18 protein-coding genes are annotated in these 15342 nt (G+C 61.3%); 8 read left to right on the forward strand and 10 right to left on the reverse strand.

What is annotated here, in order from left to right:
* Positions 1-99 precede the first annotated feature (99 nt).
* The 5 genes from B3605_RS01790 to B3605_RS01810 all read right to left on the reverse strand — a co-directional run bounded on the left by B3605_RS01790 (position 100) and on the right by B3605_RS01810 (position 5868).
* The gene (locus tag B3605_RS01790) at positions 100-975 is read right to left on the reverse strand and encodes a GNAT family N-acetyltransferase (protein ID WP_111561582.1); all 876 of its coding nucleotides are present in this window, start codon (positions 973-975) and stop codon (positions 100-102) included.
* Positions 976-1084: 109 nt separating this feature from the next.
* Positions 1085-3352 (reverse strand): hybrid sensor histidine kinase/response regulator, encoded by a 2268-nt coding sequence (locus B3605_RS01795; RefSeq protein WP_296431869.1) that lies wholly within the window; start codon positions 3350-3352, stop codon positions 1085-1087.
* A gap of 55 nt (positions 3353-3407) precedes the next feature.
* A complete protein-coding gene (gene lspA / locus B3605_RS01800) occupies positions 3408-3911 on the reverse strand; it encodes a signal peptidase II (RefSeq protein WP_296431871.1) in 504 nt (167 codons plus the stop codon).
* Positions 3908-4768 carry a TrmH family RNA methyltransferase gene (locus B3605_RS01805; RefSeq protein WP_047507077.1) on the reverse strand — a complete coding sequence of 287 codons (861 nt, stop codon included), beginning with the start codon at positions 4766-4768 and terminating at the stop codon, positions 3908-3910. The genes lspA and B3605_RS01805 overlap by 4 nt, the downstream gene beginning before the upstream one ends.
* Positions 4765-5868, reverse strand: a complete 1104-nt coding sequence (locus B3605_RS01810) for a class I SAM-dependent methyltransferase (RefSeq protein WP_112941018.1) — start codon at positions 5866-5868, stop codon at positions 4765-4767. Before B3605_RS01810 ends, B3605_RS01805 begins: the two co-directional genes overlap by 4 nt.
* Positions 5869-5985: 117 nt before the next feature.
* On the opposite strand from B3605_RS01810, the gene B3605_RS01815 reads away from it, so the two are divergent.
* Together B3605_RS01815 and B3605_RS01820 are read left to right on the forward strand one after the other, a co-directional pair.
* Positions 5986-6438, forward strand: a complete 453-nt coding sequence (locus tag B3605_RS01815; protein WP_112941017.1) for an SRPBCC family protein — start codon at positions 5986-5988, stop codon at positions 6436-6438.
* 62 nt (positions 6439-6500) lie between these two features.
* Positions 6501-6938 carry a GNAT family N-acetyltransferase gene (locus B3605_RS01820; protein WP_112941016.1) on the forward strand — a complete coding sequence of 146 codons (438 nt, stop codon included), beginning with the start codon at positions 6501-6503 and terminating at the stop codon, positions 6936-6938.
* Between the two features lie 5 nt (positions 6939-6943).
* On the opposite strand, the gene B3605_RS01825 is transcribed toward B3605_RS01820, so the two are convergent.
* The 5 genes from B3605_RS01825 to sppA all read right to left on the reverse strand — a co-directional run bounded on the left by B3605_RS01825 (position 6944) and on the right by sppA (position 10176).
* Positions 6944-7849 (reverse strand): S1C family serine protease, encoded by a 906-nt coding sequence (locus tag B3605_RS01825; protein WP_112941015.1) that lies wholly within the window; start codon positions 7847-7849, stop codon positions 6944-6946.
* Between the two features lie 155 nt (positions 7850-8004).
* Positions 8005-8442, reverse strand: a complete 438-nt coding sequence (locus tag B3605_RS01830) for a GNAT family N-acetyltransferase (RefSeq protein ID WP_112941014.1) — start codon at positions 8440-8442, stop codon at positions 8005-8007.
* On the reverse strand, positions 8442-8774 hold the full coding sequence (locus tag B3605_RS01835) for a LapA family protein (RefSeq protein WP_112941013.1): 333 nt from the start codon (positions 8772-8774) through the stop codon (positions 8442-8444). The genes B3605_RS01830 and B3605_RS01835 overlap by 1 nt, the downstream gene beginning before the upstream one ends.
* Before the next feature lie 122 nt (positions 8775-8896).
* The gene (locus B3605_RS01840; RefSeq protein WP_018898213.1) at positions 8897-9196 is read right to left on the reverse strand and encodes an integration host factor subunit beta; all 300 of its coding nucleotides are present in this window, start codon (positions 9194-9196) and stop codon (positions 8897-8899) included.
* Positions 9197-9225: 29 nt separating this feature from the next.
* On the reverse strand, positions 9226-10176 hold the full coding sequence (gene sppA, locus B3605_RS01845) for a signal peptide peptidase SppA (RefSeq protein ID WP_112941012.1): 951 nt from the start codon (positions 10174-10176) through the stop codon (positions 9226-9228).
* A gap of 210 nt (positions 10177-10386) precedes the next feature.
* On the opposite strand from sppA, the gene lptC reads away from it, so the two are divergent.
* From lptC to B3605_RS01875, 6 genes are all read left to right on the forward strand, one after another.
* Positions 10387-11052, forward strand: coding sequence for an LPS export ABC transporter periplasmic protein LptC (gene lptC / locus B3605_RS01850; protein WP_112941011.1), 666 nt, complete (start codon positions 10387-10389; stop codon positions 11050-11052).
* Between the two features lie 11 nt (positions 11053-11063).
* Complete coding sequence (locus B3605_RS01855; RefSeq protein WP_112941010.1) at positions 11064-11684, forward strand: LptA/OstA family protein; 621 nt, start codon at positions 11064-11066, stop codon at positions 11682-11684.
* A 37-nt stretch (positions 11685-11721) separates the two neighbouring features.
* Positions 11722-12504, forward strand: coding sequence for an LPS export ABC transporter ATP-binding protein (lptB, locus tag B3605_RS01860; protein ID WP_047507090.1), 783 nt, complete (start codon positions 11722-11724; stop codon positions 12502-12504).
* 176 nt (positions 12505-12680) lie between these two features.
* A complete protein-coding gene (gene rpoN, locus B3605_RS01865) occupies positions 12681-14246 on the forward strand; it encodes an RNA polymerase factor sigma-54 (RefSeq protein WP_112941009.1) in 1566 nt (521 codons plus the stop codon).
* Positions 14247-14502: 256 nt separating this feature from the next.
* Positions 14503-15078, forward strand: coding sequence for a ribosome hibernation-promoting factor, HPF/YfiA family (gene hpf / locus B3605_RS01870; RefSeq protein ID WP_026282950.1), 576 nt, complete (start codon positions 14503-14505; stop codon positions 15076-15078).
* Positions 15079-15140: 62 nt separating this feature from the next.
* The coding region (locus B3605_RS01875; RefSeq protein WP_296431886.1) for a PTS sugar transporter subunit IIA at positions 15141-15342 on the forward strand (202 nt) is incomplete at its 3' end.

Here is a 15342-nt window from a genome sequence, read left to right on the forward strand (position 1 = left end):
CGTATTTTGCAACGGCTTCCAGCGGGGAGAAGGTGGCCCGAAGGGTCGGATGAGGGGGCTACACTGCAAAACGCCTAAGACGGCGGATTACATCAGCAATCAGCTGGCAAACCGCCCGGCATCGGCACCGTAATAATTCACATACCGATCCGAAATGCTCGCGATCGGCAGAACGATCAGCACATCCGTGGTGTTGAAAGCCTTGTCCACCACGGCGGTGGAGCCGACCATGGCGCCGAGGCGCAGGTAGCCCTTGATCAGCGGCGGCAGGGCCATCAGCGCGCGCTTCGGATTGACGGCTTCGACCGGCATCAGGTCCATGTCGCGGGCGAGATGCGGCAGCGCGTCGACGGCCCACTCGTCCTTGGCCGCGACGTTGTGGCGCAGGAAGGAGAGCGCCAGCGCATGCTGTTCCGGGTGAATGCCGGGGAAGGAGGCGCAGCCGAACATCGCGCTCATGCCGTGCTTCAGCGCATAGGCCCAGTTGCCCTGCCAGAGAAGCTCGACGATGCGCTTGGTGCGGTAGTCCGGCAGCACGCAGGAGCGGCCGAGCTCCATGAAACGCTTATCCGGATGGCGCGCGATCAGCGTGTCGATGTCGAATTCGGAAGCCGAGTAAAAGCCGCCATTGGCCATCGCCACGTCCTGCCGCAGCAGACGGTAGGTGCCGACGATCTGATCCTCGCTGTCGCCCTCGATCGAGCGATCGAGCACCAGAAGGTGGTCGCAAAAGTCGTCGTAGGCGTCGAAATCCCGCTTGCGGCGCATCGCTTCCGCAGGCAGTTCGGCCTTCATCTCGTCGACGAAAACACGGTAGCGAACGGACTGCGCGGCATCGATTTCGCCAGGCGTACGGGCAAGGCGTGTTTCGAGATTGCCGATCCGGCCGAACACGTCGCTCTCGATCTGTTCGGCCTTCCGCGCAGGGGGGAGAGCCTCGACGAGGGTGTCACGGTTGCAGATATCTACGGACATGACGAATCTTTCATTGCCGGCTTTAGGACGCCATAAAACACTTATATGCGACAGCAAAGTGACATTTTAAACCCCCAGATACGCAAGAAACACATGGGTGGCGGTGGAGCTACAGTGCTTCTGCGCGACGTGCCGAAAGCGCGGCGACAGCCTGAACTTCCGTCAGCAGCCGTATGGGGTCTATGGGTTTCAGCATGACGCGGTTTGCCCCGTTCAGCAAGACTTGACGACGCGATTCATCGCGTTTGTCGGCAGTCAAAACGATGATCGGCACCGAGGGAACCTCAAGCCGGCGCTCATGGCCACGTAGCCGGCCAATCATTTCGATCCCGTCGCCGCCGGGCATGGAAAGATCGCTGATCACGATATCCGGCCGCACGCTTCTTTCCGCCAGCGCCGCGTCGAGCAGCGCCTCGAAATGCTCGACATGCTGCACGCTGTGGCCGGCTTTTTCGAGCATGGCGCGGATCAACATGGCGTTGATCGGATCGTCTTCGGCAAGCACGATCTTCAGCCCGCTCTGGATGCCCGCCTCCGGGATGCCGGGGCTGAAGCCGGGCTGGTTGTCGTTGAGCGCGTCGCGCTTTTCCATGCCGCGCATGCGACCGCGCAAGACGTCGATCAGCGATTGTTCGCGCAGCGGCCGGATCAGCCAGGCGTCGAAGAGATCGAGCGAATGGGCGTTGCGCTCTTCCGGATTGACCAGGAAGATCTTGCGCAGGCCAAGGGCTGCGATATCCGTCCGGTCAGCCAAGTGTGCGGCGAATTCGGCCGACATGCGGTGGTCGACGATGATGTCGGTCGGACGCCTTCCGTTGGCCGCCATGTCGAGCAGGATCCAGCGCGCCGTCTCGCCATCCTCGACGAAGTGGCACTGGCCGCCGAGCGTGCGGATGGTCTCGGAAATCGCCATGCGCGCGGCACCGGCCGGTGCGAGCAGCACCACGAGATTGCCCGAAAGCAGCGTGTCGCGGCGGGCCGCGGGCTCCTCGTCTCCCTCGGTGCGGAAGCGGATGCAGAATTCCGTGCCGGTGCCCTTTTCGCTGGCAACCGTCAGCGCGCCGCCGAACTCGCGCATGATGCGCGCCGAGATGGCAAGGCCAAGGCCGGTGCCGTTGCTCTTCTCCACCATGGTGCCCGCCTGTTCGTATTCGCCGAAGACACGCGCCTGCTCTTCTTCCGTCATGCCGGGGCCGGTGTCGGTGACCGTGATCGCAAGCTCGCCGTCCTGTAGCGACACGCGAATGAACACGCCGCCGACCTGGGTGAATTTCACCGCATTGCCGATGACGTTGAACAAGACCTGGCGCAGGCGCGCCGCGTCGAAATTCATGAGTTCGGGAACATCCGACGATACCGTCGAGCCGATCTCGATGCCCTTCTCGTGGGCGCGGTGTGCGAGCATCTCGACGACGCTTTCAAGCAGCTTGCGCACCGATTCCGAGCGTGGGCGCAGCTGGAAGCGCCCGACCTCGATGGTCGAGAAATCGAGCAAATCCTCGACCAGCTGGGTCAGCGCATGGCCGGACTGGCGGATGCCGGTCAGGTAATTGTCCTGCTCCTGCGTCATCCGCGTCTCGGTCAGAAGATGCGTCATGCCGAGAATGCCTGAGAGCGGCGTGCGCAGCTCGTGGCTGACGGTCGCAAGCAGTCGCGATTTCGAGGCGCTGTTGAACTCCGCCTTCTGCCGCGCCTCTTCGCGCTCCTGCGCCGCGATGCGATCGGCCGTAACGTCGCGGGCGATGCTGTGCAGCAAAAGCTTTCCGTCCGAGGGGTTGCGGGTAACGACATCGCGCCAGAAGAAGATGCGCTGTCCCTCCGGCGTCGACATCTCGACATCGTAGCGGTGCGGTTCCGTGCCGGGGCGAAAGGCGATGCCGATCTCCTCGCAGGTCTGCCCGATCGGGTTGAGCCGCCCGGTCAGCCGGCGGAACATGTCGTTTGCGGCAACGATCCGCCGATCCATCGTCCGGGTCACGGTGATGTCGCCGAGCGCATCGTGGATGCTGGCAAACAGCGCCGCATCGCTTCCGCCGCGCACAGTGTCGTCCCCGTTGCGGGCCTTGATATGATGGCGGCGGGTCGAGACAACGGCGAAGCAGACGATCGCGGCAAGCACCAGCGCGCCGATGCCGATCGACACCCAGAGCAGGCCGCCCATATATCCGAGCGCGAGCAAGAGGATAGCGGAGAGAATGCCTGCGCCGCCGAGCCAGTAGGAGATCAGCTTGCGCGTGGAGGAGGCGACGATAGGGCTGTGTTCGGAAGTGGCAGGGGACATGTCAGCCGGGATCGCGGCCTGCTCATCTTGAGGATGAGCGGCAGGCGCGCCGAAGGCGGCGGCAAGCTTCTCGTGTAACTGACCCAGTCCGACCATAGGTTCAAATTAGCACGCCGGCTGTTCCAAATGCCTTCAGTAAACCGCTAAGATTTTACTTATCGGCGGTCTTGGGTTGCAATAGCTCGTCCAAAATCACGCATCCCGCGCCGATGGTGATGAAACTATCGGCCAAGTTGAAAACCGCGAACGACCATGTCTCGGTATAGAACAGGATGTAATCGATCACGTGTCCATAAAGGAAACGGTCGAGGAGATTGCCCAGCGCGCCTGAGATGATCAGTGCGTAGCCGAGATGGGCGAAGGTGCGCTGCTTGCCCGTGCGATGCCAGAGCCAGAGCACGAAAGCCACGATGATCAACCGCATGCCGACGATGAACCAGCCGTCCATGCCTGAGAGCATCGAGAAGGCGACGCCGAGATTATAGGTGCGGTAGAACGCCAGCATCGGGACGACGTGCACCGCTTCTTGAAGCGGCAGCGTGTGATCGACCACGATCTTGATGATCTGGTCGAGCACCACGGCGAGAACGACGAAGATCAGGATCGGCAGCGGGCGCGAAAACAGCGTCGGGCGGTCTAGCGTCTGATCGGTCATTTGGCCTCGGTGAGTGAGAGAAGGTGGCGGCGTGCCTCGAACATCATGACGGCGCTGGCGACCGCCAGATTGAGCGAGTCGGCGAGGCCCTGCTGCGGAATGCGAGCAAGCGCATCGGCCTCCCGCGCAAGCTGCTCCGGCAGGCCGGACTGCTCGTTGCCCATCAGGATGACGATGGGCTTACTCTTGTAATCGATCGTGCGGTAGTCGACGGAGCCGGCCAGATGCGTGGCGACCAGCGATACGCCCGCCTGCTTCTTCCAGGCGATGAACTCCTCTGGCGTCGCGCGCGACACCGGCATGGCGAAAACCGAGCCCATCGTTGCCCGTACGGTCTCAAGCGAAAACGGGTCCGTGGTCTCGCCGACCAGAATGACGCCGGACGCGCCGGCCGCGTCGGCGGTGCGGATGATCGTGCCGAGGTTGCCGGGATCGCGAACCCGGTCGAGCGCGATCCACGTCTCGCCCTTGGCGGGGCGAATGTCGCGCAGCGGCTTCCAGCGGTTTTCGAACACGCCGACCACCATCTGCGGATTGTCGCGACGGGTGATCGAGGAGAGAACCTTCTCGCTGACTTCGAGCACCAGTCCGCCGGAGGCGACGGTCTTTGCCGCCATCTGCTCGACCAGCGGCTTGCCCTTCGCGGCCTTGGCATAAACCAGCGTGCGGATGGTCCAGCCGAGCTCGATCGCGTCGATGACGAGCTTTAGGCCCTCGGCCATGAAGGTGCCGCTCTGCTCGCGGGTCTTCTTGTCGCTGAGCGCCTTGATGTCCTTGATGATGGGATTGGCAAGCGAGGTGACTTCCTTCACCTGGCCGACCCTGCGCGGACCGTTGTCGCGGTGTTCGTGGCTCATTTCGGCACCCAGCGGGAAAAGAGGGACGTGGAGAGCGCGCGGCCCGGCGTGTTGCCGTCAAGCCCGGCTTCGCGGATCACCAGCTCTCCGGATTCGACCACGCCGCCGGCCCCGCGCATCGTCTCGCGCATCAGCTCGTGGATGGAATAGAAGCTGGCGCGGATCGAGTAGGCCGTCAGCACAAGGCCGACAGCCTTCGGCGACAGGATCTCGCGGCAGATGTCGAGCATGACAGGCAGGTGCTCGAACAGATGCCAGACTTCGCCATTCGGACCTCGGCCGAACTTCGGCGGGTCGGTCAGAATGATGTCGTAGGTGTTGCCGCGGCGCTCCTCGCGCAGGATGAACTTCATCGCGTCTTCGCAGATCCAGCGGATCGGCGCCTTTTCAAGCCCGCTCATCGCCTGGTTCTCGCGTGCCCAGCCGATCGCCTTCTTGGAGGCATCGACATGCGTGACCTCGGCGCCGGCGGCAGCCGCCACCAGCGAGGCAACGCCGGTATAGCCGAAGAGGTTCAGCACCTTCAGCGGCCGGCCGGCGGCTTCGACCTGCTGTTTCATCCACGTCCAGTGAACGATCTGCTCGGGAAACACGCCGACATGGCGAAACGAGGTGAAGCGGCCGAGGAAATCGACGCCGAGAAGGTTGAGCGGCCAGGTCTCGCCCAGCGCTTCCTTCGGAAACCGCCAGCGGCCGGTGCCTTCTTCATCGGTATCGCCGGTAAAGGCGGCATCGACCTTGTCCCAGACGTGTTTCGGAAGCGATGGCTTCCACAGCGCCTGTCCTTCCGGACGAATGATCCGGTAGGGGCCGTATTGCTCGAGCTTTTCCCCATTGCCGCTGTCGATCAGGTGAAAATCGCCGGCGCCGAGGGATTCGAGAATGATCGGAACGCGCTCGGGCGGCCGTTCACCGGTGCGCTCCATCAATGGGCGTTCCAGTGCCGCGGGCATGGAGGCGGGCTCGCGCGCGGCCTGTTGCGGCGCTGCGGGTCTGTTCGCGGGCTTCGGCGGGCGGCTGTTGCCGCGCTCGTCGCCGCGTCGTCCACTGGCGGGGCCGGTGCCGGATTTCTGGCCCGGCCGGCGTTCTTTTTGTCTCAACGTGGTGTTCCGCGTGCTGAATTTGATAGAGCCCGTGCAAATAGCATCCCATTTTCACCTTGGCAAAGCGCTTTCCCGCCGCGATATGTTCGACAAGGTGAAAATGGGAGGATTGTGATGGACTTCGTCGGACAAGAGCGGATCACTGCGCCGCGCGATGCCGTGTGGGCCGGGCTCAACGATCCCGATATCCTCAAGGGATGCATCCCCGGCTGCCAGTCGCTGGAGTTTACGGGTCCGAACGAACTAGTGGCCACGATCAGGGTCAAGATCGGCATGGTGCCGCTGACCTTTACCGGCGAAATCCGCGTCTCCAACATCGATGCGCCCTTTAGCTACACGCTGTCCGCCGAAGGCAAGGGCAGCATCGCCGGCTTCGCCAGGGGATCGGCCGATGTGACGCTGGAGGACGACGGCGGCGAAACCATCCTGCATTATCGCGCCGGCGCCGATGTCGGCGGCAAGATCGCCCAGCTTGGCGCCAAGCTGATCGATTCCTCGTCCCAGAAGCTCGCGCAGCGGTTCTTTTCCGATTTCAATGCGGCGGTCAGCGCCAAGGCGGCCGAATAAAAGGCTGCTGCCGTCCAACGAGGTAATTGGCAGCCCATGCCGTCTCGGCTACATCCATAACCATGCAGTGGACAATCCGATCGCCAGAAAAGGCCGACCTGGAAGAACTCGCGGATATCTATCTCGCGGTGCGTCGCGACACCTTCACCTGGGTCGACCCGCAGGTTTTCCGCCATGAGGATTTTCACGCGCATACGCAGGGCGAACTTCTGTGGCTTGCCGAAATGCCGGATGGCGAGATCGCGGGCTTCATGACGCTGTGGTCGCCCGATGACTTCATCCACATGCTCTACATCAGGAAACAGTATCGCGGCCTCGGCATCGGCCAGGCTCTCCTGAAAGCGCTGCCCTACTGGCCTGACAAGACCTACCGACTGAAGTGCCTCGACCGCAACGAACACGCCAAGGCCTTCTATCGCGCCCGGGGTTTCGTGGTCACAGGCAAGGGCTCATCGCGTGAAGGCGAATACGAAGAGATGACCTTCTTCCCGGAGCGCTGATCGGCTCACTGCATCTGCGGCTTGCGCAGGAAGCTGTTGCGATCGGCCGAGCGCACGCGCAGCCACGCCTCGCGGCCGTCTCGGAGGATACGCATGGGGATCTCGGCGCCGGCGGGGCCGCTGCTCCAGATCTTGCGGTAGAAATCGGCCAGCCCATCGACCTCGCCGTCGCGGATTTCCGAAATGACGTCGCCCCGTTTCAAGCCGGCCTGATCCGCGGGGCTACCCTCCGCGACGCTCATCACGATCACGTCGCCGTTGCTTTCGGCCGAAAACGCGCCGAGCCAGGGGCGTGCCGGCTTGTTGACCTGCCCGCGCGTGGTCAGGTCGTCGAGGATCGGTGTCAAAAGATTGATAGGCACGATCATGTTGATGTCGGCCACCTCGCCACCCTGGCTCATTTGCAGTCGTAGCGAACCGATGCCGATGAGCTTGCCGTCGCCATCGACCAATGCCGCGCCGCCCCAGGAGGGGTGCGCGGGCGTGGTGAAGATCGCTTCGTCGAGCAGATATTCCCAGTAACCGGCGAATTCCTGCTTGGCGACGATCTTGGCATCCACGAACTCGCCGATCCCGTCGATCAGCGTCACCGATTGCCCAAGCTCGGCCAAGGTGGCGTCGCCGAATTCCAGCGCCGGCAGGTTGAGGGGGCCAAGCGCCTGAAGCAGGCCAAAGCCGGTTTCCTGGTCGTAGCCAAGCGGATGCGCCGCCACGACCCGTCCGTCATGGGCGGTGAGCCACACTTCCTCGGCCTCGGTGATCAGATAGCCGATCGTCAGCACCAGGCCGCTGTCCTTGATGACCACGCCGCTTCCCTCGCGCCGGGTACCGAGCGTATCGGCGGTAAAGGCATCATCGGGAATGATGCCGCGGACGGCGACGACCGATTTCAGGATCTGATCTGTGTTCATGGTTTCATCCTCATGAAGCGACGCGCTGAGGCAGTGAAACTGCTTTGGGAGAAGGGCGCAGCGGGTTCTTTGGACATAGCTATGAAGACAGATGGCGCGGTGCAAGGGCTTGGCAAGCCGAAATATGTCTTGCGGAGGTGTTGTTTCCGGCGCGCTCAGGTGGCTGCAAGTCGCTTCTTCAGGAAGAACCTGGCAGGCGTCTCGTGATCACCCTCAAGGCTTCCAAAGACCTCGAAACCGAGCTTCTCGTAAAACGGTCTTGCCTGAAATTCGAAGGTATCGAGAAACAAGCCGAGATAACCGCGTTCGCGTGCGATGGCCTCAGCGTGGCGCATCAATTGCGACCCCAGCCCCATGCCGCGGAATTCTTGCGGCACCACCAGGTATTTGATGAATAGCCAATTGTACTCATCACGAGCGTAGAGCCCACCGATCACCTCTCCTTTCTCTTCCTTGCGAAGGAGAATAGCGAGGTGAGGCTTCTCAGCGATATGCGCTGTCCATGGTGCATTGTATTCGAGCAGGATCTCTAGGAGACGGTCCGTGTCGTGATCATCCGGCTCGCCATCGAGGATATCGACGAAAGGCACCATCACCGCGACGGCAACTGTCCGGCGATTTCTTCCGAGCGTGCCTTGTGGCGGTCGGCTTCACTCTGCCAGCGCACGGCTTCCTTGGCCTCGCTGCGGGCGCGCTTGCGATGCTTGCCCTGGTTCATCCAGGTCACCGCCGAGCCGGCGAACATGCCGATGATCAGCGCGATGAAGAGGAAGACGAAGAACGGCGCGGAGAGCGACAGCACCTGATCCTCCGGCCGGAACGGATTGAACGCCAGCGTCACGCTCTGACGGTTGGCCACGCAAAAAATGATCAGGATGATGCCGAGCGGCAGCAAGATCAGGAGGTTGATAATCTTCTTCGCCATCGCAGGCCTCCATATGCTCACGCACGCTCATGGATGAGCGGCGCGTTCTTTCAGCCACAGGATAGAAAAGACCTCGTGAAGTTCAAGTGCGGTTTCGCCGCAGCCGGACCTACGGCCGGCGATCAGTCGTCCTGATCGGCCTGTCCCGGGTTCAGCCGCTCGCGCAGCTCCTTGCCGGTCTTGAAGAAGGGGACCCACTTCTCCTCGACGAACACCGTGTCGCCGGTGCGCGGGTTGCGGCCCGAGCGGGAGGGACGGTTCTTGACCGAAAAGGCGCCGAAACCGCGCAGCTCGACGCGGTTGCCCGCCGCCAGCGCATCGGTGATCTCGTCGAGAACCGCGTTCACGATATTTTCCACATCGCGATGGTAAAGATGCGGGTTGCGAGCCGCAACTATCTGCACCAGCTCGGACTTGATCACGGTGGCCCCCTTAAATTATTGATTTCTTATCAATCATGGCCAACCTGCCAAACTGAAACGAGCCCGTCAAGAAGCAACTTCTGCGGCAGAATTCCCGCAAGGTCCTGGCTTCTGGCGAGATCGCCGTAACCGAGAAGCGTGAGGATCTGCGAGGCAGCACCTGCAAGCAGGAACGGCGTGCTGCTCTTCTTGTTCCAATCGATCTCGGGCAGGTCCTTGCTGACGTTCTTGGTGGCCAGATAGGCACGGATTTCGTCGTCGCCGCCGAGCTGGTCGATGAGCTTCATCTTCAGCGCCTGGCGCCCGGTAAAGATGGTGCCGTCGGCGAGCTTCAGCACATCCTCGCGCGGCAGCTTGCGGCGATCGGCCACAAGGTCGACGAACCAGGCATAGCTGTCGACGATCATGTTGTTGATCATCGCCTTGGCCTCGTCGCTGGCCGGATGGAAGGGGGAGGGCTCCGCCTTCAGCGGCGAGGATTTGATCTCCTCCAGGGAGACGCCGATCTTGTCGAGCAGCGGCTTGACCTGCGGATACTGGAAGATGACGCCGATCGAGCCGGTGATCGAGCTGTCGCCGGCGATGATCGTGTCACCTGCGGTCGCGATCATGTAGCCGGCCGATGCGGCAAGCGTGCGGACATCGGAGACCACGGGCTTCTTGGCGGCGATCGCCCGGATCGCCTTGAAGATCCGCTCGCCGCCATAGGTCGTTCCGCCAGGCGAGGAAATGGAAACAACCAGCGCCTTCACCGCATCTTCGTCCTTGATCTTGGCAAGCCGCTCGAGCAATTCGCTGTCGTCGGTGATCAGGCCGGAGATCGTCACATGCGCGACATGCGGGCGTCGGTTTGCATTGTCGGCGAACAGAAAGCCGTAAATAGCCAACGCAAGCGCGAGAAGAAGCAGTACCGCCACCACGCGCCAGAAGCCGACCTTGCGGCGCAGCCTGCGGCGATCTGCGATCATGGAGCTGTCCATTTATTCCTCCGGTCGGCAAGTCTGACGCAACTCTTCTTACGTAGAGTGCATAGATATGCGTAAGCGCTGTGTCGATTGGTTTTGCGGTTTTCTTGCTTGTTGCAGAAAAAAATCCATATTGGCAAGTCAGTGTAATAATGCGAAATGAACTGTGATCGGGCGAAAGCGCTCCCTATAGACGCCGTCCTATCATCGACACGGACCGAATGAATGCTCAACACCTTGGATAATGGCGGACAGGCTGCCTATGCGAAGCCCGCGCAAAGTGCCTATGGCGCCGCGCGGTTTCACTCCGCCCGCGTTCGCCGGCTGAAGGTTCTGCTGCCGGTCGCCGCCGTGGTCGTGTCGCTCGCCTTTATCGGCGTCTCGGTCATCCGCACCTACCTGCCCGAGAACATCAAGATCGAAGGCGCCAGGATCGAAAACGGCAAGGTCGTGATGCTGAAGCCGGCGATTGCCGGTCGTAACGCTTCCGGTATCAACTATTCGATGCTCGCCGAACGGGCGCTGCAGGACATCAAGAACCCGAACCTGATCTCGCTCGAAACGGTCAAGGCAGTGGTTCCGGTCAAGGACGATGTGGTCGCCCGCGTCGAGGCGACGACCGCCGATTATGATCGCGCCACCGACAATCTGAACATCACGTCTCCCTTCGTCATCAACATGAGCGACGGCCTGACCGCCAAATTCCAGACCGCGCAGGTCGATGTGAAAGGCGGAAAGCTTACAACCAGCGACCCTGTCGACATCAAAAAAGATGGCGCATCGGTTGTTGCGCGCTCGCTCAAGATGACAGATAAGGGACGGACGATCACATTCGAGGGGAACGTTCGAATGAATGTGAACCCCACCGCTATCCGCAAACAGGGCACTTAACCCGGGTCACCATGGCAAAAGATTGTCGCATTTCTACCCGCAAGGCGGGCGCAGTATTCACGAACGGTGCGCTTGCACTCTTGCTGTTGGCCGGAGCCGCGATGGCGCAGGCGACGACCAGCCAGATGAGCGGACTGAAGCTCAATAAGGATCAGCCGATCCAGATCGAAAGCGACAAGCTCGAGATCCACGATCAGGAACACACCGCCGATTTCACCGGCAACGTGAAGGTCGTTCAGGGAACGACCACGCTGCAGGCCGGCCACATGACCGTCTTCTACAAGGCGAAGGCCGCAGCCGATGGCAGCGCGCCCGCGACGAAGGCGTCTGAAACCCCGTCGACGCCGACATCCTCGATGTCGTCGGGCAACACCGACATCGACCACATCATCGTGACGAACAAGGTGTACCTCACCTCTGGCACGCAGACCGCGACCGCCGATAACGGCTCGTTCGACATGGCAAAGCAGCTCTTCATCCTGAAGGGCGACAAGGTCGTTCTGACCGACGGTGGCAACGTCTTCACCGGTTGCCAGCTGACGGTGCACATGGAAACGGGTCAGGCACAGTTGGATAGCTGCGGGGGCCGCGTCCAGATTCAGCTCGATCCGCAATCCCAGAAAAAGAACTGACCCCGGCTGCCACGTGAAATTATTCTCGCTATCGAATATGTTCGGCAAGACCGGGCAACAGGCCGCCGCAGATGGCGCCGTTGACAAGAGCCGCTATCAGGGCACCCTGATCGCGCGCGGTCTGACGAAGACGTACAGCACCCGCCGCGTCGTCAACGGCGTGTCGCTGGTCGTGCGTCGTGGCGAGGCCGTCGGCCTGCTCGGCCCGAACGGCGCCGGCAAGACGACCTGTTTCTACATGATCACGGGCCTGGTCCCTGTCGATGAAGGCACGATCGAGATCGACGGCAACGACGTGACGTCGATGCCGATGTATCGCCGCTCGCGCCTCGGCGTCGGCTATCTGCCGCAGGAAGCCTCGATCTTTCGCGGGCTGACGGTCGAGGAGAATATCCGCGCCGTTCTCGAAGTGCATGTGAAGGACAAGGCGGCGCGCGAGAAGAAGCTCGACGAGCTGCTCGACGAGTTCCACATTCGCAAGCTGCGCAAAAGCGCCGCCGTCTCCCTGTCCGGTGGTGAACGCCGCCGCCTGGAAATCGCCCGCGCATTGGCGACCGACCCGACCTTCATGCTGCTCGACGAACCCTTCGCGGGCGTCGATCCGATCTCGGTCTCCGACATCCAGAACCTCGTACACCACCTGACGGCGCGTGGCATCGGTGTCTTGATCACCGACCACAATGTGCGCGAGACGCTCGGACTGATCGACCGTGCCTATATCATCCATGCGGGCGAAGTATTGACGCATGGCCGGGCCAACGACATTGTTAACAATGCGGAAGTTCGCAGGCTCTATCTCGGCGACAACTTCAGCCTCTGATAGATCGCCCATTGAATCACAGGGTCTCCAGCAGCGGAAATTCACCTTCCCGCATACTTCCGCTTGACCAAATAGAATAAAAAAGCAATTTTTGGGCCAACTTGGATATCAGTCGTCTTGGCCCCGTTATAGGACACTGTTTCCCGGAGGAACCGAGCGGGAGTTTTGCGTCCATCATGGCACTTTCGGCCAATTTATACCTGCGCCAAAGCCAATCGCTGGTGATGACACCACAGCTGATGCAGTCCATCCAGCTGCTTCAGATGACGCACTTCGAGCTCAATCAGTTTATCGCTCAGGAAGTCGAAAAGAACCCGCTGCTTGAGTTTCCGTCAAATGACGCCGAAACAGGCAGCGATCGCGCCGGCGATGACGACGATGGCCATTCCCGCCAGACCGAAGAGCAAAGCTTCGACGAAGATTACGACAGCCGCTCGGAAGTAATGTCCGGCGACTGGTCCGATCGTGCCGATGGCGCCGGCGCAACCAGAATGAGCGACGAACTCGACGCCAACTATGCCAACGTCTTCCCCGACGACGGCGTGCCGCAGCGCGCCGACGCTCCCGAACTGATCAGCCAATGGAAATCGATGCCGGGTGGCGGCGAGGGCGGTGCCGATGGCTACGACCTCGACGATTTCGTTGCAGGGCAGGTCTCGCTGCGCGATCATCTCGCCCAGCAGATGCCTTTCGTCCTTCCCGATATGGCCGACCAGCTGATCGGCCAATATCTCGCCGACCAGCTCGACGAGGCAGGCTACCTCCACGCCGATCTCGCGGAAGCGGCCGAACGGCTGGGTGCTGGTGCTGCGGATGTGGAGCGGGTTCTGGCAGCGCTGCAGACGCTCGATCCGCCCGGCGTCTTCGCCCGCAATCTGTCCGAATGCCTGGCGATCCAGCTGCGCCAGAAGGATCGCCTCGATCCGGCCATGCAGGCCTTCGTCGGCAATCTCGAATTGCTCGCCCGTCGCGACTTCGCGACGCTGAAGCGGCTTTGCGGTGTCGATGAAGAAGATTTGCTCGACATGCTGAGCGAGATCCGCCAGCTCAACCCCAAGCCGGGCAGCGGCTTCGAGACGGCGGTGTCGGAGGCGATCATGCCCGACGTCGTGGTTCGTCCCAGCGCCGACGGCAGCTGGCTGGTGGAGCTTAACCCGGATACGCTGCCGCGCGTGCTCGTCAACCAGGCCTATTTCGCCAAGGTCAACAAGACCGGGGATGACCACGCTTTCCTGTCGGAGTGCCTGCAGACCGCCAACTGGCTGACGCGCAGCCTCGATCAGCGCGCCAAGACGATCATGAAGGTGGCGACCGAAATCGTCCGTCAGCAGGATGCCTTCCTGCTCCACGGCGTCGACCATCTGCGCCCGCTCAACCTGAAGACCGTGGCCGACGCCATCAAGATGCATGAATCGACCGTCAGCCGGGTAACGTCGAACAAGTACATGCTGACGCCACGCGGCCTGTTCGAGCTCAAATACTTTTTCACGGTGTCGATCAGCGCGGTGGAAGGTGGCGATAGCCACTCGGCGGAAGCTGTCCGTCACAAGATCCGCGCACTTATAGCGCAGGAAAGCCCCGACGCCGTACTCTCAGATGATGATATCGTGGACATCCTAAAGGGGAGTGGGGTGGAGCTTGCCCGCAGAACGGTCGCGAAGTATCGTGAAGCCATGAATATCGCTTCTTCCGTCCAGCGCCGGCGGGAAAAGCGGGCGCTCGCGAAGGTCGCGGGCTTCTGAGGAGTTCGGTCTGTTGCGGCCGACGCGTCCCGCCCCCGCGAGAAAACAGGGCGTGTGTTGACTTTTTGGTAACTTCTGGCTAGAAGCCGCGCCAAATTGACGCTGTGAATGGTGTCTGAGGTTATCCCCATCAATCCTAAGGGCGCCCACTGCCGAGAACTTCGGCCGATCTTGCTTGAGATTGCGCGAAGTGCTTGGATGAGAGTCAGGCTTGGCGTAAACTGGTACTCGCAAACCACATAAGAAGGGAAACTCCATGAGTGTGCGTGTATCCGGTAAACATATGGAAATTGGTGACTCGTTCCGTCAGCGGATAGAGGACCAAATTGCCGTGGCCGTCACGAAATACTTCGACGGAGGGTATTCTGGTCAAGTGATCGTACAAAAGGCCAACGCCCGTTTCGCCGCCGATTGCAAGGTTCATCTCGACAGTGGCGTGATTTTGCACGCGGCCGGCGAGGCAATGGATCCGCAGTTGGCATTCGACGCCGCTTCCGAGCGTATCGAGAAGCGACTTCGCCGTTACAAGCGCAAGCTCAAGGATCACCATGCCGGAAATCATCTGAATGGTTTTGCAGAAGTCGCCTACACCGTCATGGATGGCATGCCGGATCATGACGACGAGATCGCCGATGATTTCGCACCAGCGATCGTTGCCGAAAGCACCAAGCAGATGAAGACCATGTCCGTCGCGACCGCCGTGATGGCGCTCGACATGACGGACGAGCCCCTGCTGCTCTTCCGCAGCCCGGGTAACGAACAGTTGAACATCGTTTACCGTCGGCACGACGGCAACATTGGCTGGATAGACGCAGCCAACATCAAGAGCTGAGAAAACGGAGCGGAGCGGCAGGCATCTGCCGCTCCCCCGGCTTGGCACAAAAGGAAAAAGAAATGGCTTTGGCAGATTTGCTGCAGCAGAATGCGATCATTCCCGCTCTCAGGGTCAACTCCAAGAAACAGCTCCTGCAGGAATTGTCGGCCAAGGCGTCGAAAGTCACCGGGCTGTCCGAGCGCGAGATCTTTGACGTTGTCCTGCAGCGCGAGCGGCTTGGTTCCACCGGCGTCGGCAATGGCATCGCCATTCCGCACGGCA

The sequence above is a fragment of the Rhizobium sp. UBA1881 genome (assembly GCF_002338015.1).
GTDB lineage: Bacteria > Pseudomonadota > Alphaproteobacteria > Rhizobiales > Rhizobiaceae > Rhizobium.

Bases quoted from the DNA above. Each gene is read 5' to 3' on its own strand.
- lptB (WP_047507090.1), top strand. From the start codon at position 11,722: ATGTTCGGCAAGACCGGGCAACAGGCCGCCGCAGATGGCGCCGTTGAC.
- B3605_RS01790 (WP_111561582.1), bottom strand. From the start codon at position 975: ATGTCCGTAGATATCTGCAACCGTGACACCCTCGTCGAGGCTCTCCCC.
- rpoN (WP_112941009.1), top strand. From the start codon at position 12,681: ATGGCACTTTCGGCCAATTTATACCTGCGCCAAAGCCAATCGCTGGTG.
- B3605_RS01825 (WP_112941015.1), bottom strand. From the start codon at position 7,849: ATGAACACAGATCAGATCCTGAAATCGGTCGTCGCCGTCCGCGGCATC.
- B3605_RS01815 (WP_112941017.1), top strand. From the start codon at position 5,986: ATGGACTTCGTCGGACAAGAGCGGATCACTGCGCCGCGCGATGCCGTG.
- B3605_RS01855 (WP_112941010.1), top strand. From the start codon at position 11,064: ATGGCAAAAGATTGTCGCATTTCTACCCGCAAGGCGGGCGCAGTATTC.
- hpf (WP_026282950.1), top strand. From the start codon at position 14,503: ATGAGTGTGCGTGTATCCGGTAAACATATGGAAATTGGTGACTCGTTC.
- B3605_RS01805 (WP_047507077.1), bottom strand. From the start codon at position 4,768: ATGAGCCACGAACACCGCGACAACGGTCCGCGCAGGGTCGGCCAGGTG.
- B3605_RS01830 (WP_112941014.1), bottom strand. From the start codon at position 8,442: ATGGTGCCTTTCGTCGATATCCTCGATGGCGAGCCGGATGATCACGAC.
- lptC (WP_112941011.1), top strand. From the start codon at position 10,387: ATGCTCAACACCTTGGATAATGGCGGACAGGCTGCCTATGCGAAGCCC.
- B3605_RS01795 (WP_296431869.1), bottom strand. From the start codon at position 3,352: ATGGTCGGACTGGGTCAGTTACACGAGAAGCTTGCCGCCGCCTTCGGC.
- B3605_RS01835 (WP_112941013.1), bottom strand. From the start codon at position 8,774: ATGGCGAAGAAGATTATCAACCTCCTGATCTTGCTGCCGCTCGGCATC.
- lspA (WP_296431871.1), bottom strand. From the start codon at position 3,911: ATGACCGATCAGACGCTAGACCGCCCGACGCTGTTTTCGCGCCCGCTG.
- sppA (WP_112941012.1), bottom strand. From the start codon at position 10,176: ATGGACAGCTCCATGATCGCAGATCGCCGCAGGCTGCGCCGCAAGGTC.
- B3605_RS01820 (WP_112941016.1), top strand. From the start codon at position 6,501: ATGCAGTGGACAATCCGATCGCCAGAAAAGGCCGACCTGGAAGAACTC.